This window comes from Telluria sp. PB2R4 (assembly GCF_059685695.1).
In genome coordinates this window covers 1-24156 of record NZ_JCASIC010000006.1, presented here as the reverse complement: position 1 = coordinate 24156, position 24156 = coordinate 1, and the positions used below count along the sequence as shown (strand labels likewise).

Annotated in this window: 23 protein-coding genes and 1 pseudogene; 10 read left to right on the top strand and 14 right to left on the bottom strand. The window is 65.9% G+C overall.

What is annotated here, in order from left to right:
- Positions 1 to 7: 7 nt before the first annotated feature.
- Genes glcF through AC56LU_RS11660 form a run of 3 tightly spaced genes read right to left on the bottom strand, consistent with a single transcriptional unit; the run spans position 8 to position 3764 of the window.
- Positions 8 to 1234 carry a glycolate oxidase subunit GlcF gene (glcF, locus tag AC56LU_RS11670; RefSeq protein ID WP_497175766.1) on the bottom strand — a complete coding sequence of 409 codons (1227 nt, stop codon included), beginning with the start codon at positions 1232 to 1234 and terminating at the stop codon, positions 8 to 10.
- 1 nt (position 1235) lies between these two features.
- Positions 1236 to 2279, bottom strand: a complete 1044-nt coding sequence (glcE, locus tag AC56LU_RS11665) for a glycolate oxidase subunit GlcE (protein WP_497175765.1) — start codon at positions 2277 to 2279, stop codon at positions 1236 to 1238.
- 3 nt (positions 2280 to 2282) lie between these two features.
- The gene (locus tag AC56LU_RS11660; RefSeq protein WP_497175764.1) at positions 2283 to 3764 is read right to left on the bottom strand and encodes an FAD-linked oxidase C-terminal domain-containing protein; all 1482 of its coding nucleotides are present in this window, start codon (positions 3762 to 3764) and stop codon (positions 2283 to 2285) included.
- An 81-nt stretch (positions 3765 to 3845) separates the two neighbouring features.
- Between AC56LU_RS11660 and AC56LU_RS11655 the strand changes: the two genes are divergently transcribed.
- Both AC56LU_RS11655 and AC56LU_RS11650 read left to right on the top strand, forming a co-directional pair.
- Positions 3846 to 4400, top strand: a complete 555-nt coding sequence (locus AC56LU_RS11655) for a cob(I)yrinic acid a,c-diamide adenosyltransferase (RefSeq protein ID WP_497175763.1) — start codon at positions 3846 to 3848, stop codon at positions 4398 to 4400.
- Positions 4401 to 4410: 10 nt separating this feature from the next.
- Entirely contained in the window at positions 4411 to 5106 is a 696-nt protein-coding gene (locus AC56LU_RS11650; protein ID WP_497175762.1) for a 2OG-Fe(II) oxygenase, read from the top strand.
- Between the two features lie 110 nt (positions 5107 to 5216).
- On the opposite strand, the gene dxs is transcribed toward AC56LU_RS11650, so the two are convergent.
- Genes dxs through AC56LU_RS11635 form a run of 3 tightly spaced genes read right to left on the bottom strand, consistent with a single transcriptional unit; the run spans position 5217 to position 8236 of the window.
- Complete coding sequence (gene dxs, locus AC56LU_RS11645; protein ID WP_497175761.1) at positions 5217 to 7088, bottom strand: 1-deoxy-D-xylulose-5-phosphate synthase; 1872 nt, start codon at positions 7086 to 7088, stop codon at positions 5217 to 5219.
- Positions 7089 to 7970: a polyprenyl synthetase family protein gene (locus AC56LU_RS11640; RefSeq protein WP_497176011.1), complete on the bottom strand. Its 882-nt coding sequence runs from the start codon at positions 7968 to 7970 to the stop codon at positions 7089 to 7091.
- Between the two features lie 26 nt (positions 7971 to 7996).
- Complete coding sequence (locus AC56LU_RS11635) at positions 7997 to 8236, bottom strand: exodeoxyribonuclease VII small subunit (RefSeq protein WP_497175760.1); 240 nt, start codon at positions 8234 to 8236, stop codon at positions 7997 to 7999.
- Between the two features lie 336 nt (positions 8237 to 8572).
- Between AC56LU_RS11635 and AC56LU_RS11630 the strand changes: the two genes are divergently transcribed.
- The 5 genes from AC56LU_RS11630 to AC56LU_RS11610 are packed head-to-tail and all read left to right on the top strand — an operon-like array spanning position 8573 to position 12477.
- Complete coding sequence (locus tag AC56LU_RS11630) at positions 8573 to 9673, top strand: aromatic ring-hydroxylating oxygenase subunit alpha (RefSeq protein ID WP_497175759.1); 1101 nt, start codon at positions 8573 to 8575, stop codon at positions 9671 to 9673.
- 2 nt (positions 9674 to 9675) lie between these two features.
- Entirely contained in the window at positions 9676 to 10596 is a 921-nt protein-coding gene (locus tag AC56LU_RS11625) for a DMT family transporter (protein WP_497175758.1), read from the top strand.
- Positions 10597 to 10621: 25 nt separating this feature from the next.
- Positions 10622 to 11494, top strand: coding sequence for a sulfurtransferase (locus tag AC56LU_RS11620; protein WP_497175757.1), 873 nt, complete (start codon positions 10622 to 10624; stop codon positions 11492 to 11494).
- Between the two features lie 17 nt (positions 11495 to 11511).
- Positions 11512 to 12096, top strand: coding sequence for a DNA-binding protein (locus AC56LU_RS11615; protein WP_497175756.1), 585 nt, complete (start codon positions 11512 to 11514; stop codon positions 12094 to 12096).
- A gap of 6 nt (positions 12097 to 12102) precedes the next feature.
- Complete coding sequence (locus tag AC56LU_RS11610; protein WP_497175755.1) at positions 12103 to 12477, top strand: Fur family transcriptional regulator; 375 nt, start codon at positions 12103 to 12105, stop codon at positions 12475 to 12477.
- Between the two features lie 127 nt (positions 12478 to 12604).
- Here the strand turns inward: AC56LU_RS11610 and AC56LU_RS11605 are convergent, their stop codons facing one another.
- From AC56LU_RS11605 to polA, 7 genes are all read right to left on the bottom strand, one after another.
- Complete coding sequence (locus tag AC56LU_RS11605; RefSeq protein ID WP_497175754.1) at positions 12605 to 12988, bottom strand: MerC domain-containing protein; 384 nt, start codon at positions 12986 to 12988, stop codon at positions 12605 to 12607.
- Positions 12988 to 15063, bottom strand: a complete 2076-nt coding sequence (locus AC56LU_RS11600) for a TonB-dependent receptor domain-containing protein (protein WP_497175753.1) — start codon at positions 15061 to 15063, stop codon at positions 12988 to 12990. Before AC56LU_RS11600 ends, AC56LU_RS11605 begins: the two co-directional genes overlap by 1 nt.
- A gap of 89 nt (positions 15064 to 15152) precedes the next feature.
- Positions 15153 to 15890, bottom strand: coding sequence for a ZIP family metal transporter (locus AC56LU_RS11595; RefSeq protein ID WP_497175752.1), 738 nt, complete (start codon positions 15888 to 15890; stop codon positions 15153 to 15155).
- Between the two features lie 114 nt (positions 15891 to 16004).
- Entirely contained in the window at positions 16005 to 16886 is an 882-nt protein-coding gene (locus AC56LU_RS11590; protein WP_497175751.1) for a dienelactone hydrolase family protein, read from the bottom strand.
- 71 nt (positions 16887 to 16957) lie between these two features.
- Complete coding sequence (locus AC56LU_RS11585) at positions 16958 to 17707, bottom strand: hypothetical protein (protein ID WP_497175750.1); 750 nt, start codon at positions 17705 to 17707, stop codon at positions 16958 to 16960.
- Between the two features lie 6 nt (positions 17708 to 17713).
- Complete coding sequence (locus AC56LU_RS11580) at positions 17714 to 18700, bottom strand: aldo/keto reductase (RefSeq protein ID WP_497175749.1); 987 nt, start codon at positions 18698 to 18700, stop codon at positions 17714 to 17716.
- 43 nt (positions 18701 to 18743) lie between these two features.
- A complete protein-coding gene (gene polA, locus AC56LU_RS11575) occupies positions 18744 to 21518 on the bottom strand; it encodes a DNA polymerase I (RefSeq protein ID WP_497175748.1) in 2775 nt (924 codons plus the stop codon).
- A gap of 156 nt (positions 21519 to 21674) precedes the next feature.
- On the opposite strand from polA, the gene AC56LU_RS11570 reads away from it, so the two are divergent.
- The 3 genes from AC56LU_RS11570 to AC56LU_RS11560 are packed head-to-tail and all read left to right on the top strand — an operon-like array spanning position 21675 to position 23996.
- Complete coding sequence (locus AC56LU_RS11570) at positions 21675 to 22181, top strand: hypothetical protein (RefSeq protein ID WP_497175747.1); 507 nt, start codon at positions 21675 to 21677, stop codon at positions 22179 to 22181.
- A 58-nt stretch (positions 22182 to 22239) separates the two neighbouring features.
- The gene (locus AC56LU_RS11565; RefSeq protein WP_497175746.1) at positions 22240 to 23199 is read left to right on the top strand and encodes a homoserine kinase; all 960 of its coding nucleotides are present in this window, start codon (positions 22240 to 22242) and stop codon (positions 23197 to 23199) included.
- Positions 23196 to 23996: a BPSS1780 family membrane protein gene (locus tag AC56LU_RS11560; RefSeq protein ID WP_497175745.1), complete on the top strand. Its 801-nt coding sequence runs from the start codon at positions 23196 to 23198 to the stop codon at positions 23994 to 23996. Before AC56LU_RS11565 ends, AC56LU_RS11560 begins: the two co-directional genes overlap by 4 nt.
- Before the next feature lie 15 nt (positions 23997 to 24011).
- On the opposite strand, the pseudogene AC56LU_RS11555 reads toward AC56LU_RS11560, so the two are convergent.
- Positions 24012 to 24156 (bottom strand): annotated as a pseudogene (locus tag AC56LU_RS11555) (IS110 family transposase); the annotation flags it as partial.

Sequence of the window (24156 nt, the reverse complement as noted above, 5' to 3'; positions counted from 1 at the left end):
GCACGCCTCAGCCGAGCGCGCGGTCGATCAGTTCGATCCAGTGCGTGACCGGGGTCTCCGTACCCGACTGCAGGTGGCTCATGCAGCCGATGTTGGCCGAGACGATTTCGTCCGGCTGGGTCGCCTGCAGGTTGGCCAGCTTGCGGTCGCGCAGTTCATGCGCGATCTCGGGGTGCAGCACCGAGTAGGTGCCGGCCGAGCCGCAGCACAGGTGGCTGTCGGCGCACAGGTTCACGTCGACGCCGGCAGCGCGTAGCACACCCTCGACCTTGCCGCGGATCTGCTGGCCGTGCTGCAGGGTGCAGGGCGGGTGGTAGGCCACGCGCTTCGTGATCTTCCCGTTCAGCTTCGCACCGAGCTGTTCTTCGAACTCCGGCAGGATTTCGGAGAGGTCGCGCGTCAGCATCGAGATGCGCCCCGCCTTGGCCGCATAGACCGGGTCGTGCGCCAGCAGGTGGCCGTATTCCTTGACGGTGACGCCGCAGCCGGACGCAGTCATGACGATCGCTTCGACCTCGTTGCGTTCCACGTAGGGCCACCAGGCGTCGATGTTGCGGCGCATGTCCTCCAGGCCGGCCGCCTGGTCGTTGAGGTGGTAGCGCACGGCGCCGCAGCAGCCGGCCTTTGGCGCCATAATCAGCTGCACGCCGAAGGCGTCGAGTACGCGCGCGGTGGCGGCGTTGATGTTGGGCGCCATCGCCGGCTGCACGCAACCCGCCAGCACCAGCATCTTGCGCGCATGCACACGTGTTGGCCAGGCGCCGGCGGCACGTGCCGGTTGCAGCTTGTCCTGCAGCGTTTTCGACAGCACCGGGCGCGCCAGCTGCCCTGCGCGGAACGCGGGCTTGAACAGCGCGGTACGCGGCAGGAATTCCTTCAGCGTCGTGCGCTTGACCCGGTCCTGCAAGGGCCGCGGCACGCGTTCGTCGACCACGCGGCGGCCGATGTCAACCAGGCGGCCGTATTTCACGCCCGACGGACAGGTGGTTTCGCAGTTGCGGCAGGTGAGGCAGCGGTCCAGGTGGAGCTGGGTCTTGCGGGTGGGCTCGGCGCCTTCCAGTACCTGCTTGATCAGGTAGATGCGGCCGCGCGGGCCATCGAGTTCGTCGCCCAGCAGCTGGTAGGTCGGGCAGGTGGCGGTGCAGAAGCCGCAGTGCACGCAGGCGCGCAGGATCGCTTCCGCCTCATTGCCGTCGGCGGTGCCCTTGATGAAATCGGCCAGATTGGTTTGCATGTCAGAACATTCGTCCCGGGTTGAAGATGTGCGCCGGATCGAAGGAAGCCTTCAGGCGTTCATGGATGCGGGCGACGGCGGGCGCCAGCGGCTGGAACACGCCCACCGATTTATCGCCGCCGCGGAACAGGGTCGCATGGCCGCCCACGCTTGATACGGTGCGGCGGATGGTGGCGGCATCGAGATCGGTGCGCAGCCAGCGCTGGGCCCCGCCCCACTCGATCACCTGCACACCGCCGAGCACGAGCGCACCGGTGGTGGACGGCACCGACAGGCGCCACAAGGCATCCTCGCCGCCGAAGAAAGGCTGGCGCTGCTCGCGCAGCTCTTCCCAGCGTGCGGCGTCGGGAACGATCTCGCCGCCGATCAGGCGCACGGCCGCGTCGACCGCCGCCTGGGCGCCGGACAGGCGCAGCGACAGCTGGCCGTTATGCCAGCAGCTGGCGGACAGCGGCAAGGGCTGGCCGCCCCACTCGTTCAGGCGACGGATCGCATCGATCTCGGGCATGTCCAGGCGCAGCGTGGTTTCGGCGAACGGGCGTGGCAATACCTTGACCGACACCTCCAGCAGCAGGCCAAGGGTGCCGAGCGAACCGGCCAGCATGCGCGAGACATCATAGCCGGCCACGTTCTTCATCACCTGTCCGCCGAAGCTCAGCACATCGCCCTTCCCGTCCAGCAGTTTGGCGCCCAGCACGAAGTCGCGCACGCCGCCGCTGGTGGCGCGGCGCGGGCCGGCCAGGCCGGCCGCGATCGCGCCGCCGATGGTCGCACCCTCGCCAAAATGCGGCGGCTCGAAGGCCAGCATCTGGTTGCGGTCCGCGAGCACGGCCTCGATCTCGGCCAGCGGCGTGCCGCAGCGCGCGGTGATCACCAGCTCGGTCGGCTCGTAGTCGACGATGCCGCTATAGCCGCGCGTGTCGAGGATCTCGCCCTCGAAACCCTGGCCGTACCAGTCCTTGCTGCCGCCGCCGCGGATGCGCAGCGGCGTCCTGTCGGCGGCGGCGCTGCGCACCCGTTCCTGGAATTGTTCGATCGATTGCATGTTTTAAAAACGCGGAAGGTCGGGGAACGGCAGCGCGCCGCCGTGCACGTGCAGCTTGCCGAATTCGGCGCAGCGGTGCGGGGTCGGAATCGCCTTGTCCGGGTTGAGCAGCATCGGCGCGTCGAACGCCCGCTTCACCGCGAAGAAGGCGTCGAGCTCCTTGCGGTTGAACTGCACGCACATCGAGTTGATCTTTTCCATGCCCACGCCATGCTCGCCGGTGATGGTGCCGCCCACCTCGACGCACAGCGCCAGGATCGCCGCCCCAAAAGCCTCGGCACGATCGAATTCGCCCGGTTGGTTGGCGTCGAACAGGATCAGCGGGTGCATGTTGCCGTCGCCGGCGTGGAACACGTTCGCGCAGCGCAGGCCGAAGGTGGTTTCCATCTCTTCGATCGCTGTCAATACCCGCGCCAGCTGCTTACGCGGGATGGTGCCGTCCATGCAGTAGTAGTCGGGCGAGATGCGCCCCGCCGCCGGGAAGGCGTTCTTGCGGCCGGACCAGAAACGCATGCGTTCAGCCTCGCTCTGCGATACCGCGATGGCGGTGGCGCCGGCGCCTTCGAACACGGTCTTCATGCGTTCGATTTCTTCCGCCACCTCCAGCGCGGTGCCGTCGGCCTCGCACAGCAGGATGGCCGCCGCATCGGTATCGTAGCCGGCGCGCACGAAGGGCTCGACCATGCGCACCGAGGTGCGGTCCATCATTTCGAGGCCGGCCGGGATGATGCCGGCGGCGATGATGCTGGCCACCGCATTGCCGGCCGTGATGACGTCGGCGAAGGAGGCCATGACCACCTGCGCCACCGCGGGCTTGGGCACCAGTTTCACGGTGACCTCGGTGACGATGCCGAGCATGCCTTCCGAACCGATGAATACGGCCAGCAGGTCCAGGCCCGGCGCATCCAGCGCCTCGCCGCCGAGTTCGATGATCTCGCCCTCGATGGTGGCCACACGCACGCGCAGCACGTTGTGCACCGTCAGGCCGTATTTCAGGCAGTGCACACCTCCCGAGTTCTCGGCCACGTTGCCGCCGATGGTGCAGGCGATCTGCGACGAGGGATCGGGCGCGTAGTACAGGCCGTAGTGCGCGGCCGCCTCGGAAATGGCAAGGTTGCGCACGCCCGGCTGGACCACGGCGGTGCGCGCGTAGGCATCCATCCCCACGATGCGACTCAATCGCGCGGTCGAGACCACGACGCCGTCGAGGATCGGCAGCGCCCCGCCGGACAGGCCGGTGCCGGCGCCGCGCGGCACGATCGGCACGCCAAGCTCACGGCAGAGGTTCAGGATCGCCAGCACCTGCTCCTCGCTGGTGGGCAGCGTGACCACCATCGGCAGCTGGCGGTAGGCCGCCAGGCCGTCGCATTCGTAGGGACGGGTGTCTTCGGGGTCGGACAGGACGACGCCTGCGGGCAGGCGCGCACGCAGGGCTGCGGCAACCTGTTCGCGACGGGAGACGAGGGTATCAACGGGGGCGATCATCCTGACATTGTAGGCACAATTGACGTGTTTTGTCGTATCCTCGCCCTATCGTTTTATTACAATATTTGATAAGGCTAGATCATGGGCAACCGACTTTCGAAAATCGCCACCCGCACGGGCGACGACGGCACCACCGGCCTGGGCGACGGCAGCCGCACCGGCAAGGACAGCGCACGCATCCACTCGCTCGGCGACGTGGACGAGCTGAACTCCTTCGTCGGCCTGCTGCTGTGCGAAGAGATGCCCGCCGAGCTGCGCGAAGAGCTGGTCTCGATCCAGCACGACCTGTTCGATCTGGGCGGAGAACTCTGCATCCCCGGCTACGAGATGATCAAGGACGAGCACGTGGCGCGCCTGGACGGGCTGCTGGAGAAGTACAACGCCGACCTGCCGGTGCTGAAGGAGTTCATCCTGCCGGCCGGCTCGCGCGCGGCCTCGCTGGCCCATGTGTGCCGCACCGTGTGTCGCCGTGCCGAGCGCAGCATCGTGGCGCTGTCGCACGCCGAGCAGATCCGCCCGCATCCGCGCCAGTACGTCAACCGCCTGTCGGACCTGATGTTCGTGCTGGCGCGCGTGCTGAACCGTTTCGCCGGCGGCAGCGACGTATTGTGGCAGCACGAGCGCAAGCGGGGCTGAGGAAACGCGCATGGAAGATTTCATCGGGATCTACGACAACGCGCTCACCGCCCAGCAGTGCGACGCGATCCGCGCGCGTTTTGAAGCCAGCAACAAGGTGGCGCGCGGCCGCACCGGCAACGGCGTGGATGTCAGCAAGAAGGACAGCTACGACCTGACCATCAACGGGCACGCCGAATGGGATGACGTCGGCGCCCTCCTCACCCAGGCCATGGCGCGCCACCTGGCGCAGTACATGATTAAATACCGCATGCTCCTGATCGGCGCGCTGTCGCCGCAGGTGGCGCATCCGCGGACGGGCGAGCCGGTGACGCTGTCGCTGTCGAATTTCGACGAGTGCGGCACGCCGAACATCGTGGAGCTGATGCAGTCGATCTACCGGGTCGGGCACGTCAACCTGCAGAAGTACCTGCAGGGCACCGGTGGTTACCACCACTGGCATTCCGAGATCTACCCGCAGAACGCCAGCGGCGAGACGCTGCACCGGGTGCTGCTGTGGCAGTTCTACCTGAACGACGTGGCGGATGGCGGGGAGACCGAATTCCTGTATCAGAACCGGAAGGTGGAAGCGCGCAAGGGACGGCTGATCATTGCGCCGGCGGGGTTTACGCATACCCACAAGGGGCATGTTTCACGCAGCGGGGACAAGTACATCGCGACCTCGTGGATTTTGTTCCAGCGGGCAGAAACGCTGTTTGGATCGTAGGGTGGGCGGGTTTCCCGCCCACGCGTTCAAACCAGGCCAGAGCAGCCCGCGCGGCACATCAGCCGCAAACGATCACCGCGTGGGCGGCATAGCCGCCCACCCTACGTGCATCAGGTATTGTTGACCACCAGCCGCGGCTCACCCGCCGCGAAACGTGCACGCACCGACGCTGCGATGCCCTTGGCATCCAGCCCGACGGACGCCAGCAGCGCCCCCGGATCGCCCTGGTCGATGAACTTGTCCGGCAAGCCTAGATTGAGCACCGGCTTGGCAATCCCCGCCTCCGCCAGCGCTTCCATCACGGCGCTGCCTGCGCCGCCCATCACGCAGCCCTCTTCCACCGTCACCAGGTAGTCGTGCTCCTTCGCCAGGCGCTTGACCAGTTCGACGTCGAGCGGCTTCACGAAGCGCATGTTGGCGACGGTTGCGCCCAGCTCTTCGCCGGCCGCGATGCTCGGCGCCACCATCGAACCGAAGGCCAGGATCGCGATGCCCTTGCCTTCGCGGCGCACCTCGCCCTTGCCGATCTCGATCGAGGTCAGCTCTTCCGACATCGCCGCGCCGACGCCGGCGCCGCGCGGATAGCGCACCGCGGCCGGACCTGGATAGTGGTAAGCGGTGGTCAGCATCTGGCGGCACTCGTTTTCGTCGGATGCGGCCATGACGACCATGTTCGGGATGCAGCGCAGGTAGGCCAGGTCGTAGTTGCCGGCGTGGGTGGCGCCATCGGCGCCCACCAGGCCAGCGCGGTCCAGCGCGAAGGTCACGTCCAGGTTCTGCAGCGCCACGTCGTGGATCAGCTGGTCGTAGCCGCGCTGCAGGAAGGTCGAGTAGATCGCCAGCACCGGTTTCAGGCCTTCGGTGGCGATACCCGCCGCAAAGGTCACCGAGTGCTGCTCGGCGATGCCGACATCGAAGTAGCGCTCCGGATACTGCTGGTGGAAGCGCACCATGCCCGAGCCTTCGCGCATCGCCGGGGTGATGCCGACCAGGCGCTGGTCACTGGCCGCCATGTCGCACAGCCAGTTGCCGAACACTTCGGTATAGGTGATCTTGCCCGGCGCGCCGGCCGGCTTGATGCCTTCGAGCGGATTGAACTTGCCGGTGCCGTGGTACAGGATCGGCTCGGCCTCGGCCAGCTTGTAGCCCTGGCCCTTCTTGGTCACCACGTGCAGGAACTGCGGGCCCTTGAGCTTCTTGATGTTCTCCAGGGTCGGAATCAGGGAATCCAGGTCGTGGCCGTCGATCGGGCCGATGTAGTTGAAGCCGAATTCCTCGAACATCGTGGCCGGGACCACCATGCCCTTGGCATGTTCTTCGAGTTTGCGCGCCAGGTCGAGCACTGGGCCCGGCAGCACGCTGCGGCCGACGTTCTTGGCGGCGGCGTAGAACTGGCCGCTCATCAGGCGCGCCAGGTAGCGGTTCAGCGCGCCCACCGGCGGCGAGATCGACATGTCGTTGTCGTTCAGGACCACCAGCAGGTTGCAGTCTTCCTCGACGCCCGCATTGTTCAGGGCCTCGAAGGCCATGCCGGCGGTCATCGAGCCGTCGCCGATGACGGCGATCGCATGGCGGTCTTCGCCCTTGATCTTGGCCGCCTGCGCCATGCCCAGCGCCGCCGAGATCGAGGTCGACGAGTGCGCGGTGCCGAAGGTGTCGTAGATGCTTTCGTCGCGCTTCGGGAAGCCCGACAGGCCGTTCAGCTGGCGCAGCGACGGCATGCGGCCACGGCGGCCGGTGAGGATCTTGTGCGAATAGGTCTGGTGGCCCACGTCCCACACGATGCGGTCGTGCGGGGTGTTGAACACATAATGCAGCGCGATGGTCAGTTCCACCGTGCCCAGGTTGGAGGACAGGTGGCCGCCGGTCTTCGATACCGAGTCGAGCAGGAACTGGCGCAGCTCGGTCGCGAGCGGGGTCAGTTGCGTGCGTGGGAGCTGGCGCAGGTCCGCGGGGTCGTTGATGGTCTCTAGCAGGTTCATTTATGCCTTCCGCTGCACGATGAGGTCCGCGAGTTCGCGCAGCCGCAGTGCTTGTTCTCCGAATGGCGCCAGCGCTTCGTGCGCTTCACGCCGCAGTTGCTCGGCCAGTTCCTTCGATGGTTCCAGCCCAAGGATCGACACATAGGTGGGTTTGTTGTCGGCCGCGTCCTTGCCCGCGGTCTTGCCCAGCGTAGCCGAATCGGCCGTCGCATCGAGCACGTCGTCGACCACCTGGAAGGCCAGGCCGATCGATTTCGAATAGGCTTTCAATGCTTCCAGCTCGGTGGGCGACAGGTCTTTTCCGCACAGCGCACCCAGGATCACGGAGACGCGCAGCATGGCGCCCGTCTTGAGCTGGTGCATGCGCTCGAGTTCTTCGCGCGTGAGTGCCAGGCCGACGCTATCGAGGTCGATCGCCTGGCCGCCGCACATGCCGCCCGAGCCGGCGGCTTCGGCCAGCAGGCGCAGCATGACGACCAGCCGCGCCGGCGGCAGGGTGTCGATCCCGGCCAGGGTGTCGAAGGCCTGGGCCTGCAGCGCGTCGCCGACCAGCAGCGCGGTGGCTTCATCGTAGGCGACGTGCACGGTCGGCTTGCCGCGGCGCAGGTCGTCGTCGTCCATGCAGGGCATGTCGTCGTGTACCAGCGAGTACACGTGGATCATTTCGACGGCACTGGCCACGCGCGCCAGCGCCTTCGGGTCGCCGCCGAACAGCGCGCCGCTGCCATAGGCCAGCAGCGGGCGAATGCGCTTGCCGCCGCCCAGCGTGGTGTAGCGCATCGCTTCGTGCAGCTTGTGGGGCAGCGTGGCGCCGGGCAGGAAGGCGTCGAGCGAGCGCTCGACGTCCGCCTGCACGCCCTGCATCCAGGTGCCGAATTCCATCACTGCGTCATTCACTGCAGACTGCGTCATTGATCGCCCTCGCCTTCGGCCGAGAACGGTTTGAGCATGTCGCCTTCGAGCACCTTCACCTGGGACTCGACCTTTTCCAGCTGGGCCGCGCAGTACTTCACCAGCTCGGAACCGCGCGCATAGGCGGCCACCGACGCTTCGAGCGGCATCTGGCCGGATTCCATCTGCGACACGAGCTGGGCCAACTCGGCCATCGCACCTTCGAACGACTCGGGTGCATTCGTATTATTTGACATAGCTTTTGCTTGGGAAAGGCGCAAGGGTGCGCCAAGGGTCAGTCCAATCGCGTATTTTAGATCAATCCTTCCCCTCAAGGGGCGCACATTGCACCATCCACAATTTGCCCGCATGCAACTTTTTAATGCGGCTGCGCCTTTTCGCATGAAAACCGTGAATTTTCAACAACTTATTCGCGCGCTTCGGTCGCTGGCACGCGACGGTCCGAGACCTTGAGCCTGTTTCCACGGTATAATCTCCGGTTCTGTCCGAAATACCGTATTCCTCATTCCAAGATACTGGTCTTTGGATCCTTTTTCTCTTCTTTGGTCGTACCTAATTAAAGGGGGGTTGGGATGTCCGATCTGGCTACCCACGCCAAGCTGGCGCGTTCCTGCGCGCAGCTTCCGGTAAACGTCTACTTTGACGACGCGCTGATGCAGCGCGAGTTACAGCAGCTGTTTCATAAAGGGCCGCGCTACGTCGGCCACGAATTGATGGTGCCAGAAGTAGGCGATTTCGCGACACTTGCATCTGAAAACGAAGGCCGCATGCTGGTCCGCAACGCGGGCGGCATCGAGGTGCTGTCCAACGTCTGCCGTCACCGCCAGGCGCTGATGTTCAATGGCCGCGGCAATGCGAACACCATCGTGTGTCCGCTGCACCGCTGGACCTACGACCTGAAAGGCCAGCTGATCGGCGCGCCGCACTTCCCCGAGACGCCCTGCCTGAATTTGTCGAAGACGCCGCTACAGAACTGGAACGGCCTGCTGTTCGAGCAGAACGGCTACGACGTCATGGAAAAGCTGAAGCACATGGAGGCGACGCGCGACCTCGACTTCAGCGGCTACATGTTCGACCACGTCGAGATCCACGAGTGCGACTACAACTGGAAGACCTTCATCGAGGTCTACCTCGAGGATTACCACGTCGAGCCCTTCCACCCGGGCCTGGGCAACTTCGTGTCCTGCGAAGACCTGAAGTGGGAGTTCGGCCGCGACTACAGCGTCCAGACCGTGGGCGTGAACCGCGCGCTGCAGAAGGCGGGTTCGCCGGCCTATAAAAAGTGGCAGGAACAGGTCCTGAAGTTCAACAACGGCCAGCCGCCGAAGTACGGCGCCATCTGGCTGACCCTGTACCCGAACATCATGGTCGAGTGGTACCCGAACGTGCTGGTGGTGTCGACCCTGTGGCCGATCGGCCCGCAGAAGACCCGCAATGTGGTCGAGTTCTACTATCCGGAAGAGATCAAGCTGTTCGAGCGCGATTTTGTCGATGCCGAACGCGCCGCCTACATGGAAACCGCGGTCGAGGACGACGAGATCGCGCTGCGCATGGACGCCGGCCGCAAGATCCTGGTAGAGCGCGGCGTCAACGAGGTCGGCCCTTACCAGTCGCCGATGGAAGACGGGATGCAGCATTTCCATGAGTGGTACCGCAGCAAGTTAGAACTGTAAGAATGGCCTCCCTCTGGATGCTGTTCGCCAGCTTCGCGTTCGCCGCCATGGGCGCGGGCGTGAAGCTGGCCTCCGAGTTCTACTCTACCTCCGAACTCCTGATGTACCGCGGCCTCATTGGCACCCTGGTACTGCTGGCGGCCGTGCGCCATCGCGGCGGCAGCTTCCAGACGCCCTTCGTCAAGGCCCACGTCTGGCGCAGCGTCGTCGGCGTCGTCTCGCTATGGCTGTGGTTCTTCGCCATTTCGCGCCTGCCGCTGGCCACCGCCGTCACGCTCAACTACATGGCGCCGATCTGGATCGCGGCCTGGATGTTCGCCCATGGCTGGTGGAACGGCACCAAGCTGCCCGATTGGCCGCTGGTGCTGGCGATCGCCATGAGTTTCTTCGGCGTTACCCTGGTGCTGCAGCCGGCGATCGCCGGCAACCAGTGGCTGGGCGGCCTGGCCGGCGTGGCCTCGTCCTTGATTTCGGCCGCGGCCTACATGCAGGTGCGCCGGCTCGGCCAGATGGGCGAGCCCGAATACCGCGTGGTGTTCTACTTCTCGCTCAGCACCACCCTGTTCGGTTTCGCCGGCGCGCTGGCCGGCGACGGCCCCGAGGGCGCCGTGTTCCAGAGCCACACCCTGTACAGCGGCGCCCTGCTGCTGGGCGTCGGCATCTTCGGCCTGCTGGCCCAGATGGCCATGACGCGCGCCTACCGGGTCGGCAAGGTGCTGGTGGTGGCCAACCTGCAGTACACCGGCATCGTGTTTTCCAGCCTGTGGGGCCTGGCGCTGTGGAACGACGCCTTCGACTGGCACGTCTGGATGGGTATTGGCGTCATCCTCGTGTCCGGCATCGCCGCGACGTTCTACAATACACGCAGCACGGCCAGGGGCGCCGTGGTCAAGGACACCGATCCCATCGCCAGCGAGACATGAAAACTGAGCTGAGGAGCACTATAGGATGAACAAATTCGCGACGCTGATTTCGGCGCAAGACCTGGCCGCACACATCAACGACCCCAACTGGGTCGTCGTGGACTGCCGCCACGACCTGATGAACCTGGCCGCAGGCCGCGACGGCTACGCCATCGGCCACCTGCCGGGTGCGGTCTTCGGCGACATCGAAACCCAGCTGTCCGGCGCCAAGCGCGGTGCGGACGGTGTGTTCCGCGGCCGCCACCCGCTGCCGGAGAAAGAGGCCCTGGTCGATACGCTGCGCGGCTGGGGCGTCAACGACGGGTCCCAGCTCGTCGCCTACGACGCGCACGGCGGCATGTTCGCCGCACGCCTGTGGTGGCTGATGCGCTGGCTCGGCCACGAAGCGGTGGCGGTGCTGGACGGCGGCATGGCCGCCTGGCAGGCGATCGGCCAGCCGCTCACGACGGAGGTGTCGACGAAACCACGCGGCGCGATCACGGTGCGCGCGCCTTTCGTGCCGACCGTGACGGTGGCCGAGGTCATGGACAACGTGCGCATTGGCCAGAACGGAGGCAAGCGCATCGTCATCGATGCGCGGGCAAGTGACCGCTTCCGCGGCGAGAACGAGACCATCGATCCGGTCGGCGGCCACATCCCCGGCGCCCGCAACCGCTTCTTCAAGGACAACCTGCAGCCTGATGGCCGCTTCAAGGATGCCGAGACCCTGCGCAGCGAGTTCGCGCCGCTGGTCGATGACCCGAAGGGGGCGATCATGCAGTGCGGCTCGGGCGTCACCGCCTGCCATAACCTGCTGGCGCTGGAAGTCGCGGGCATGCCGGGGGCGGCGCTGTATCCGGGGTCGTGGAGCGAATGGGTCAGTGATGCGAACCGTCCGGTCGCCAGAGGCGACGCCTGAAACCAGGAGGTGTCCTGATGAAACGAGCAGCAACGAAAGATAACGCATCAATGTCGAACAACGAGAGCACAAACAAGGGCGCGCCTGCGCTGGAGATTCCGGAGGCGGTTGCCGCCGCCCTGAGCGGCTGGGTCCAGCAGGTGGCCGAACAGACCGTCGCGCCGGTGCGCGAAGCGCTGGCTGAAGTGGAGGCCGATGCGGCCGCCCTGCGCGAGACGAGCGCCAGCTTGGCGTCCGCACGCGACCAGGCACTGGCCGCATCGAGCGAGCAGGCGGAAGAGATCGAACGCCTGACGGCCGAACTGCGCGACGCGCGCCAGCTTGCCACCGAGGCGCTGGTGAGCAAGGCAAAGGACCAGCTGGCGATCGACGGCAAGGACCGCCAGCTGGCCGACCTGCGCGCCCAGATCGAGCGCAATGTCGCCGCCCAGGCGCTCGAGTCGGATGCGCGCCTGGCTGCCGAGATGGAGCTGGTCGGCGCCACCACCGCGCGCGACAACATTGCGAACGAGGTGAAGACCTTGCGCGCGCAGCTGGACAAGTCCTACGCCGAGCGCAGCGCCCTGCGCGCCGAACTCGAATCGCTGCGCGCGAAGAAATAAGCCTCCATGGAACGCAACACGCGCCAGCGCAAGGCCATCCACCAGTGCATCGAAGATGCGGGGCGTCCACTCGCACCGCAGGAGATCCTCGAGCACGCCCAGAGTGTGGTGCCGGGCATCGGCATGGCCACCATCTACCGCAACATCAAGTCGATGCTGGAAGCCGGCGAGATCGCCACGGTATCGCTGCCGGGCGGCGGCGACCGCTACGAAATTGCCGGGCATGGACACCATCATCATTTCCATTGCCGTTCATGCGACAAGGTGTATGAGGTGCATGCGTGTCCGGGGGATATGCAGAAGCTGACGCCGGAAGGGTTCGTGCTGGAGTCGCATGAGCTGACCTTGTACGGCTTGTGCGCCGCTTGCCGTGGCGCGTGACGATGTTCGTAGGGTGGGCGGGTTTCCCGCCCACGCGTTCAACTACAATCTGCGTCGCGACAAGGCATCCGTAAGTTGAACGCGTGGACGGCGAAGCCGTGGTCTGGTCCACTGGACCAGATCACCCCTACGAACGGCAATCCTTGCAGTAGCGGTGATTGCGCAGGTGCGCCGCCAGCAGCAGCAGGCTGCTCGCCACCGCCGCCACCGTCTCCGCCATCTCGCCCCACTGCGGCCCGACGACGAATACCGCGGCCAGAAAGGCGCCGAGCCCCCCGATCCCGAGCGACAAGGCCACCGGATCGCGGTGCTTCACATACCCCGGCACCAGCGCCAGCAGCACCGGCACCGTCACGCCCAGCAGCAGCGCATCATGCAGCGCGTGGTGCTCCGCACCCAGCCCCAGCAGCGGAAACGCCGCGATCAAGAGCGGCATCGCCAGGCAGTGCACCAGGCACAGGGCCGACGCCGCCATGCCGGCGTAGTCGGCGAACCGGATCAGGCTTTTCATCAGAAAACGAATCGCAGCCCGGCGGTCACGTTACGTCCCGGAAGCGGCGCGGCTTCCTTGATGAAGGAGGTGTGGCTGAACACCAGTTCGTTCGTCAGGTTGTTGATGCGGGCGTAGAGCTGGGCCGGCACGCCAAGGATGCGGGTGGTGTAGTGGGTGCCAAGATTCAGCATGTTGTAGCCGCCGGTCGCACCCTCGAATTCCGCCACCTTGTCCTGCTTGCCGACGCGAATCAGCTCGATCATTCCATGCCAGGACTGCCAATCCGCGTTCAGGCGCACGCCGATGCGGCCGGCCGGGATACGCGGGATATTGCGGCTGCCCTCGCCGCCATCGAAGCGGGCGCGGACGTAGTCGCCGAACAGCGTGCCTTCCACGATATTGGAGAACTTGTGGCGCAGCTCCCCTTCCATGCCGGTGAAGATCGCATCGCGCTGCGCGTATTCCACCAGCTGGAAACCTTCGTGGTTGTCCAGCGTGTGCGCATAGATGTAGTTGTCGACCCGGTTGCGGAAGGCGCTCAGCGAGAAGGTGGTATCGCCCTCGAACTTGCGCAGGGTGACATCGATGTTGTTCGACGTCTCCTTGCCCAGGTCCTGGTTGCCGATCTCGTAGGTGGCGGTGGCCAGGTGCACGCCGTCCGCGTACAGCTCTTCGGAAGTCGGCAGGCGGTGGCTGCGCGCGATGCCGGCGCGCAGCGAGTACTGCGGCTGGAACTTCCAGACCGCGCCCAGCGCCACCGAGGTGCCGCGTGCATCGGTATCGTCCTGGGCAGCGCTGTCGACCGCGATGTCCTGCCACTCGTGGCGGGCGCCGGCTTCGAAGCGCCAGTTATCCAGCTTGTATTCCTCGGTGATGAAGGCCGCATGCTTCTTCGTGACCGTCGGCGGCACGTAGGCTTCGTCGCCGGAGGTAGCGAAGTCGCGGCGCGTGGTCTGCAGGCCGACGACGCCGCGCCAGCCTTTCACCTGCACGTGTTCCAGCTCGAGGCGGGCGTCATGCGCCTTGTTCAGGAAGCTGGTGGCGACCACGCCCTCTTCGAGTTCGTCATGGCGGTAATCGGTGAGCGAGGCGCGCAGGCGCGCCTTGGCGAAACCGGGCAGCGGGTTGCGGTATTCGCCGCGCAGGTCCCAGCGGTCGCTGTCCAGCTTCACAACCGGAACTTCCTCCGCGCCGTGTTCGTGATCGTGGTCATGGCCTTCTTCAGCTTCTTCGTGACCGCCGCAGTGCAGGTGGTCGCCGTGCGGATGGCAGCTCTCGAATTCGTGGTTGTGGCCCGGGATGCCGTATTCGCTGCGCTCCTTGGTGTACGCGGCCCCCAGGTAGCCGCGCTCGCCCACCCAGGACAGGCCGAAGGTAGCGCTCTCGCCTTCCTTGTAGCTGCCCGCCACGCGCTTGCCCTCCGCCCAGCCGCTGCCGACACGGTATTCGCCGGCATCGCGCTTCACGCCTTCGGCATGCACCGCGATGTTGCCGGCGCCGCCAGTCACCTCGAAGGCGCCGGTCTTCTCGCGCGCCACGGAGTTGGCGCGGACTTCCGCGCTGCCCTCTGGCTTGGCCGGCACCGTGGTCGGAATCTTGCGGTCGAGGATGTTGACTACGCCGCCCACCGCGCCGCCGCCATAGGCCAGCGCCGATGGGCCGCGCAGCACTTCGATGCGCTCCGCCAGCACCGGTTCGAAACCGACTGCGTGGTCAGGGCTGATGGTGGAAGCGTCCTGCACTTCCGCGCCGTCCGACAGGATCTTCACGCGCGGGCCGTCCATGCCGCGGATTACCGGGCGGCTGGCGCCGGCGCCGAAATGGCTCGAGTTGATGCCCGGCTGGTTGGCCAGGGTCTCGCCCAGGGTCGATTCGCGCACCCGCACCAGCTCACCGCCGCCGAGCGAAGTCACCGGCGTGATCATGTCGTCGCTCACCACGCCAAGCGCGCTGGCCGAGACCACCACGGTCGGCACGGTGTCGGGGTCGGCCTGGAGCCGGCTGTTGCTGGTCTGGGCAAAAGCGGACGGTGCGCCGAAGGCGAACAGGATCGCCAGCGCGAGCGGCGTGCGTGGGAAAGACGAGATGGACATGACGGGGCTTCCGTTGTTGGCTAGTTTGGTAATGATAAGTCATTATCATTAGAGACGCAACCAGCCCGTCATCGAAAAACCGCTGAGTTTCAGTAGGCGTGGTTGAGTGCCACCACGATCGCCACCCCGAGCGCGATCAGGGCCACCTGCGGCACCGATTCGCGCACCGTGGCGCGGCGCTGCATCTGCGGCATCAGGTCGCTCACCGCGATGTAGATGAAGCCCGACGAGGCGAACACCAGCACGTAGGGAATCAGGCCGCTGGCCTGGTCCAGGGTGAAGTAGCCGAGCAGGCCGCCCGCCACCGCCATCAGGCTGCACAGCAGGTTGAAGACGTAGGCGCGCAGGCGCGAGAAGCCGGCGTTGAGCAGCACGATGAAGTCGCCGATCTCCTGCGGGATTTCGTGGGCGACGATGGCCAGCGCGGTGACGATGCCAAGCTCCGGGTTGGCGAGGAAGGCCGCGGCGATCAGGATGCCGTCGGTGAAGTTGTGCATCGCGTCGCCCAGCAGGATCATCCAGCCCGACTTGCCGGCCTGGTGGGCGTCATGGCCGTGGGCGTGGTGGTGGCCGTCGCCTTCGTGGTGATGCGAATGTCGCAGGATCGCCAGCTTTTCCAGCACGAAGAAAGCCAGCAGGCCGCCCAGCAGCGTGGCGAACAGGCTGCGCGGGTCGGCGTTCGACTCAAAAGCTTCCGGCAGCGCGTGCAAGAGCGAGGTGGCCAGCATGATGCCGACCGACAGGCTGACCATCCGCTCGACCACCTTCGACAGCAGCGTGAACGAAAACACGGCAGCGCCGGTGATGCTGGCGGCGCCGGCGATCACGGTCGCCAGCAGGATGGAAGATAGGACGGGGTCGATTTGAAGGCCTCTTGTTCTGGTCTTGCGCAGAGCAGCAAACCGGGCATTGTACCCTGCCCGGTCCGCGGCCGTGCAGGATCAGGCGACGCCGTGGGTCGAGAACCAGTTCAGCGCCTTGCTCCAGCCGTCCTTGGCATCCTCGGCGTTGAAGCTCGGGCGGTAGTCGGCGTGGAAGGCGTGGCCCGAGTTCGGGTACACGTGGATCTTCGAGCGGCTGTTGCCGGCATCGAGGGTCTTGCGCATGCGCTCGACCGACTCCAGCGGAATGCCGCCGTCCTTGGCGCCGTACAGGCCGAGCACCGGCACCTTCAGGTTTTGCGCCACGTCGATCGGGTGTTTCGTTTGCAGCGCATTGGTCTCGCCCACCAGGCGGCCGTACCAGGCTACGCCGGCCTTGACGTCCGGGTTGTGCGCTGCGTACAGCCAGGTGATGCGCCCGCCCCAGCAGAAACCCGTGATGCCCAGCTTGTCGGTGTTGCCGCCGCGCTGCTTGGTCCATTTGACGATCGTATCGAGGTCGGTCATGACCTGGGCGTCCGGGACCTTGGCGATGATGTTCTTCATCAGCTCGGGCATCGGGGTCTTGGTGGCGTCGCCCTGGCGCACGAACAGGTCCGGGGCCACGGCCAGGTAGCCGGCCTTGGCGAAGCGGCGCGCGACATCCTTGATGTGTTCGTGCACGCCGAAGATCTCGGAGATGACGAGGATGACCGGCAGGTTGGTGCGGTCCTTGGGCTGGGCGCGGTAGACCGGCACGTCCTGGCCGTTGACGACCACGATGTGGTCGGCGGCGTCCAGGCCCTCGGCGCTGGTCTGGATCTGGGTCTGCGCCACCACCGGCAGCGCGGCGACGGCGAAGCCGCCGCCCATGGCGGCTTTCAGGAAAACGCGGCGGTCGACGCCGTCGCTGAAGGCACTGGCGGACAGCAGGCTTTCGGCATCGCTGATGAGATCTTTCATGTGCACCCCTCCGGTTGTGTTGGACAGGTTGCAATAGTAGCAAAGTCCGGATGGCGCACGCTTGGCTGAGCTTAGCGCTTTTCCAGAACCTCACCCAGCGACCTGGCCTCGGGCGCATACGCCTGCATTCCCCAGCCCGCTCCGGCAATGGCCACGGTCGTCAGGACGAAGGGCAGCAGGGTGCGCCTGAGCGCGGCGAACATCCAGTGGCTGGGATCCAGGGTCCGCAGGCGCCGGTACAGGCCCGCGGCCAGCAGGGCGTCCACCAGGATCTCGGCGAACAGCAGCGGCGCCGACCAGATCACGAACAGGGATGACAGCGCGATGCCGAGCGCCAGCAGGATGATCGCCAGTGGAATCGCACCCTCCTCGGCCTGCGCGATGACTTCAAACGGTTTCGCGGCGAGCGTCTCGCCCCCGCTGTCGCTCGTGCCGAAATCGACATTCCCGCTGGCGCCGCCGCCATCGAAGCCGCCCCCGCCCCCGACGAAATCGTCCGGGCCATCGGCGCTGCGGGCGTTGGGGCCGCTGGCGTCCACGGGGACGTCGAAGTAGTCCGCCGCGCTGGTGCGCAACCAGACCCACAGCAGCAGGAGGAAGACGATATAGGCGACGCCCATCGCGAGCGTATAGCGGAGCGCCATGCTGTTGACGCCCGCGCCGAGCATGGCCACCGAGGCTCCGAAACCGGCCAGGCCGGTCAGGGACACCAGGATGAACATCTGGATGCGCGGGAATCCCTGGCGCAGCAGGCGGGCGCGCATGCGCTCCACCGCCATGGAGCGCGAAATGGCGCGGGGATGTGCCGGGGGCGGTCGCATGGCCTGCTACCAGAGATGGTGCACGTGCGGTGCGATCATCTCGCGGTAGAGCGCACGCAGCTCGGACATGACTTCCGGGCGGATGGGCGCGAGCTCGGCCGCTGCGCTATTGACCATTGCCTGCGTGGCGTTCCTGGCGCCCGGGATGACCGTGCTGACACTCTCGTCCATCAGAATCCAGCGCAAGGCAAATTGCGCCATCGACGCGCCGCCAGGAACCAGCCTGCGGATATGCTCCACCGCTTCCAGCGCCACCGGAAAGGGAACCCCGGCGAAGGTCTCGCCTTTGTCGAATGCTTCGCCATTGCGGTTGAAGGCGCGGTGGTCGTCGGCGGCGAAGGCGGTCGACGCAGTCATCTTGCCGGTCAACAGGCCCGATGCGAGCGGCACGCGCACGATGACGCCCACATCGCGCCGCTTCGCCTCCGCGAAGAACAGCGTGGCGGGACGCTGGCGGAAGATGTTGTAGATGATCTGGACGGTCGCCACATTCGGGTATTCGATGGCTTTCAGGGCCTCTTCGACCTTTTCGACCGACACGCCGTAATGCCGGATCTTGCCCTCGGCGACGAGATCGTCCATCGCCTGGAACACCTCGGGTTGGTAATAGACGGCGGGTGGCGGGCAATGCAGCTGTACCAGGTCCAGGCAATCGACACGCAGGTTGCGCAAGGAGCGCTCCACGAAGCCGGTCAGGTCGGCCTTCGTATAGCCTTCGGCGGCATGGGGATCCAGGCGCCGGCCCACCTTGGTCGCAACGAAGGGCCTGGCGCCGCCGCGCTCGGCCAGCACCGCCGCGATGATCTGCTCCGAACGGCCATCGCCGTACACGTCGGCGGTGTCGATGAAGGTGCACCCCCCGTCGAGGGCCGCATGCAGCGCACCCTTGGCATCGTCCATGCTGACGTCGCCCCAGGCGCCGCCGATTGCCCACGCTCCGAAACCGATTTCAGAGACGGATACACCTGTACGGCCCAGTTTTCTTTGCTGCATTGAAGGTCCTCAGGAATTCAGTTCAATCCGTGCAGGCCCATTCTCAATGGGCGCGCTCCCAGTTCGGCCCCACACCGGTCTCTGCCACCAGCGGCACCTTCAGCGTGGCCACGCCCGCCATCAGCTCCGGCAGCTTGACGCGCACCAGTTCCAGCTCCGCTTCCGGCACCTCGAGCACCAGTTCGTCGTGCACCTGCATGATCATGCGCGTGCCCAGCTGGTCGGCTTCGAGCCAGCCCTGCACCGCGATCATGGCCAGCTTGATCAGGTCGGCCGCCGTGCCCTGCATCGGCGCATTGATCGCCGCACGTTCGGCGCCGGCGCGGCGCGGGCCGTTCGGCGAGTTGATCTCGGGGAGCCACAGGCGGCGCCCGAACACGGTCTCCACATAGCCGCGCGCCTTGGCCTGCAACCTGGTCTCGTCCATGTACTGCTTGACGCCGGCGAAGCGGGCGAAATAGCGGTCGATGTAGTTGGCTGCCGCGCCGCGCTCGATGCCCAGGTTCTGGGCCAGGCCGAAGGCGCTCATGCCGTAGATCAGGCCGAAGTTGATCACCTTCGCATAGCGGCGCTGCTCGCCCTGCACTTCGTCCGGGCCGATGCCGAAGATCTCGGCGGCGGTGGCGCGGTGGATGTCCTCGCCTTCGGCGAAGGCCTTCAGCATGGCCGGGTCGCCCGAGATGTGCGCCATGATGCGCAACTCGATCTGCGAATAGTCGGCCGAGACGATCACGCTGCCCGGCGGCGCGATGAAGGCTTCGCGGATGCGGCGTCCTTCGGCGTTGCGCACGGGGATGTTCTGCAGGTTCGGCTCGTTCGAGGACAGGCGGCCGGTAATCGCCACCGCCTGTGCATAGTTGGTGTGCACGCGGCCGGTTTGCGGGTTGACCATCTTCGGCAGCTTGTCGGTGTAGGTCGACTTGAGCTTGGACATGCCGCGGTGCTCGAGCAGGATCTTCGGCAGCGGGTAATCCTCGGCCAGCTTCTGCAGCACTTCTTCGTCGGTGGACGGCGCGCCGGTGGCGGTCTTCTTGATCACCGGCAGGCCGAGCTTGCCGAAGAAGATCTCGCCGATCTGCTTGGGCGAACCGAGATTGAAGGGACCGCCGGCCAGTTCATACGCCTGCTGCTCCAGCTCCATCATGCGGGCGCCCAGCTCGCCCGACTGCACCTGCAGCAGCTCGGCGTCGATCAGCACGCCGTTGCGTTCGATCTTCTGCAGCACCTCCATGGTCGGCATCTCGATCTCGCGGTAGATGCGGGTGAGACCGGCGTCGCTCTCGACATGGGGCAGCATGGTCTGGTGCAGGCGCAGCGTGATGTCGGAATCCTCGCCGGCGTATTCGGTGGCGCGGTTCAGCTCCACCTGGTCGAAGCAGATCATGTTGGCGCCCTTGCCGCACACGTCCACGAAGGGAATCGTGGTGTAGCCCAGGTGGCGCATCGCCATGGTGTCCATGTCATGCGGCTTGTGCGACTCGAACACGTAGGACTGCAGCAGGGTGTCGTGCACGATCCCTTTCAGCTTGACGCCGTGGTTCTCGAAGATGTGCATGTCGTACTTGAGGTTCTGGCCCAGCTTCGGCTTGGCCGGATTCTCCAGCCAGGCGCGCATCCGCTCCAGGACGTGTTCGCGTGCCAGCTGGTCGGGCGCGCCGGCGTAGCGGTGCGCCATCGGGATGTAGGCGCCCTTGCCCGTCTCGACCGACAAGGAGATGCCGACCATCTCGGCCGTCATCGGGTCGAGCGAGGTGGTTTCGGTGTCGACCGAGGTCAGTTCGGCGGCATCGACCAGCGCCAGCCATTTGTCCAGCTGTTCGTCGGTGAGCACGGTCTCGTACTCGCCCTTGATGATGGCCATACCCGGCAGGGTGCTTGACGCGCCTTCGGGCGAGTTCAGCGCTGCGCCACCGGGGCCGGCGCCGCGGGCCGGCGCCACCGCGCCGTCGGCGCGGCCGCCGCCGCCCAGTTCGCGCAGCATGGTCTTGAAGCCGTAGCGCTGGAAGAAGTCGCGCAGCGCCTCGGCGTTTTCGGGGCGGCCGACCAGGGTCTCCTCGAACGACACCACGTGCTTGACCAGGTCGCAGTCGGTCTTCACGGTGATCAGTTCGCGGCCCTTCGGCAGCCACTCCAGGGCCGCGCGCAGGTTCTCGCCGACCGCGCCGCCGATGCTGTGGGCGTTCTCGATCACGCCGTCGAGCGAATTGTGCAGGGTCAGCCACTTCACCGCCGTCTTCGGGCCGCACTTGTTCACGCCCGGAACGTTGTCGACGGTGTCGCCGATCAGGGTCAGGTAGTCGATGATGCGGTTCGGCGGCACGCCGAACTTGGCGACCACGCCGGCTTCGTCGAGCTTCTCGTTGCTCATGGTATTGATGAGCATGACCCGGTCGTTGACCAGCTGCGCCAGGTCCTTGTCGCCGGTGGAAATCACGGTCTTCATGCCGCGCGCGTAAGCCTGCACCGCCAGGGTGCCGATCACGTCGTCGGCCTCGACGCCGTCGACCATCAGGATCGGCCAGCCCATGTGGCGCACCACTTCGTGGATCGGTTCGATCTGCTTGCCCAGGTCTTCCGGCATCGAGGCGCGCGTGGCCTTGTATTCAGGATACAGGTCGTCGCGGAAGGTCTTGCCCTTGGCGTCGAACACGCAGGCGATGTAGGCCGCCGGATAGTCGGCGCGCAGGCGGCGCAGCATGTTGACCATCCCGTGCATGGCGCCGGTTGGGAATCCGTCGGCGCTGCGCAGGTCGGGCAGCGCGTGGAAGGCGCGGTAAAGGTAGCTGGAACCGTCGACGAGCAGCAGGGTATTTTCCATAGGGGAGCGCAGGTAAATAAGTGTCCAGCATTATCGCAGAATCGGCCGGAGGAAAGCGTCGAGCGCCGCGGAGACCACGCTTCGGGAAACCGCACACTTTTCACAGGGAAGCGTGTCTGTTTGTTACAATGAACCAAACGACACAAGGTGACCATCATGTTGCGCACTTCTTCCCGCCTGAAACTCCTGACGTTGTGCCTGATCGCACACGTGGGCCTGGCCGCGGCGCAGTCGCAGGCGCCGGAGACGGCGCGCTCGGCACAGACGCCGAGCCGCCCAAGCCAGCAGCCGCCGCAGCTCGATCGCATCGAGCCGGGCAGCGATGTGCCGGCCACCACCATCCCGCCGAAAGAACGCACCCGCATCACCGAAAAGCGGAACAACAGCGGACAGGTCACCGAAGTGGAAGTGCAAACCAGCCCGAACAACCGCTACATCATGAAGCCTCACAACCCGCCAGGCAACGCCCAACCAGGCGACGGCCAGAGCGGCGCGATCCGTGCCCCACAATGGCAGGTCATGGAATTCGACTTCGGTAACCCGAAAAAGCAGGCCGCCGATCCCGCGACTGCGGCACCGTCGCCGGCGCCGGCCAAGGCGGGCGTGCCCGTCCGCGCCGATGCCCCGCCCCCGCCACCTCTGGAACCGGTCGAAAAAAAATAACCCTGCCGCTGCCCGCCACGTCCCTGGCGGCAGCCGCCCTCACCTTCCCCGCTAGCACATGGCAGTTTTCACCGCGGTCTCGCTGGACGACCTCTCCCAGTGGATCAAGCAGTTCCCCCTAGGCCGCGCCCTCGCGCTGCAGGGCATTTCCTCCGGCATCGACAATAGCAATTTCTTCCTCACAACAGAGCGTGGGGAATTCGTGCTGACTATTTTCGAAAACCTCGGCATCGAGCAGCTGCCCTTCTACGTGCAACTGATGCGCCACCTGGCCGAGCGCGGCATTCCGGTGCCGGCGCCGGTGCCGAATGCCGACGGCGAACTGGTCGTCACCCTGCACGGCAAGCCGGCCATCATCGTCAGCCGCCTGAGCGGCGCTTCGCAGATGGATCCGCAGCCGGTGCACTGCGCCGAAGTCGGCACCATGCTGGCGCGCATGCATCTGGCGGGGCGCGATTTTCCACTGACCCAGCCCAACCTGCGCGGGCTCGACTGGATCAGCGCCACCGCGCCCACCGTGCTGCCCTTGATCTCCCAAGCCGAGGCCGACCTGCTGCGCAGCGAAGTGTGCTTCCAGGAAACGTTCGCCGCCGGCGCCACCTATGCCGCCCTCACCCGCGGCCCGGTGCACGCCGACCTGTTCCGCAATAACGTGATGTTCGAAGGCGAGCGCCTGACCGGCTGCTTCGACTTCTACTTTGCCGGCGTCGATACCTGGCTGTTCGACGTCGCCGTGACCGTCAACGACTGGTGCGTCGACCTGGGCACGGGCGTGCTCGATGAGGCGCGCGTGCGCGCCCTGCTGGACGCCTACCACGCGGTGCGTCCGTTCAGCGCGGACGAACGCAGCGCCTGGCTGCCGATGCTGCGCGCCGGCGCCCTGCGCTTCTGGCTGTCGCGCCTGTACGATCTCCACATTCCCCGTGCGGCCGAATTGCTCACGCCGCACGACCCCACCCATTTTGAACGCATCCTGCGCGCCCGCATCGAGCGTGGTGCGCCCGACCTGCCCACATGACTTCTATTCCCGCAATCACTGGTTGGCATTGGCTCAAGCAAGGCGCCGGCCTGTTCCGCAAGCAACCCGCCGCGCTGACCACGCTGCTGTTCGCGAACATCCTGATCAGCATCGGCATCAGCGCCGTGCCGCTGCTCGGACCGATGATCGCGGTGGTCCTGATCCCCTCGTTCTCGATGGCCTTCATGAAGGCCTGCCTGATGATCGAGAACGGCGAACGCGTCACCCCCGGCGTGCTGCTGACGGGTTTCCGCCAGCCGGTGGTCAAGGACTTGTGCAAGGTGGGCCTGATCTACCTGGGCGTGTCGCTGCTGATGGCCTTGCTCACCCGCTTCGCGGTCGATCCGGGCTTCTGGGAACAGGTGGCGCGCCAGGGACGCGAGGGGGGCCAGCCGCAGGGTGGCCAGCCGCAGGTGGCGGGATCGGACATCCTGACGATGTTCATGATTTTCGGGGTAGACGTGGCGGCCCTGATGTCGCTGTGCTTCGCCGCCCCGCTGACCTACTGGCAGAAGATGGGGCCGGGCAAGGCGGTGTTCTACAGCTTCTTTGCTGTGGTGCGCAGCGCGCGCGTGTTCATCGTGCTGCTGCTGGCGTGGTTCGCGATCTTCTTCGGGATCTGCATGGTGATTACCCTGCTGCTGGGCGCCTCCAACATGACGCGCGTGGTGATCATGTGGCTGATCTTCCTGTTCATCCTGCTGCTGCAGTGCGCGATGTATGCGGGGTATCGGCAGATTTTCGGGAAGCCGGTGGATGGTGGTTCGCAGGCCGGTCCGGTCAACCTGAACAAGTAGATACCGTCTCGGGTGTCAAGCAGCCTGGGCGTGATCCGGGGTGTACCTCGTTCTCGTCTTCACCACACCGAAGCAGAGGTGTACAAGCTTGCGCATAGCGGCACCGACGATCGCCATCGGCGTCTTGCCTTTGGCGGTCAACCGCTCCTTGAGTGCTCGT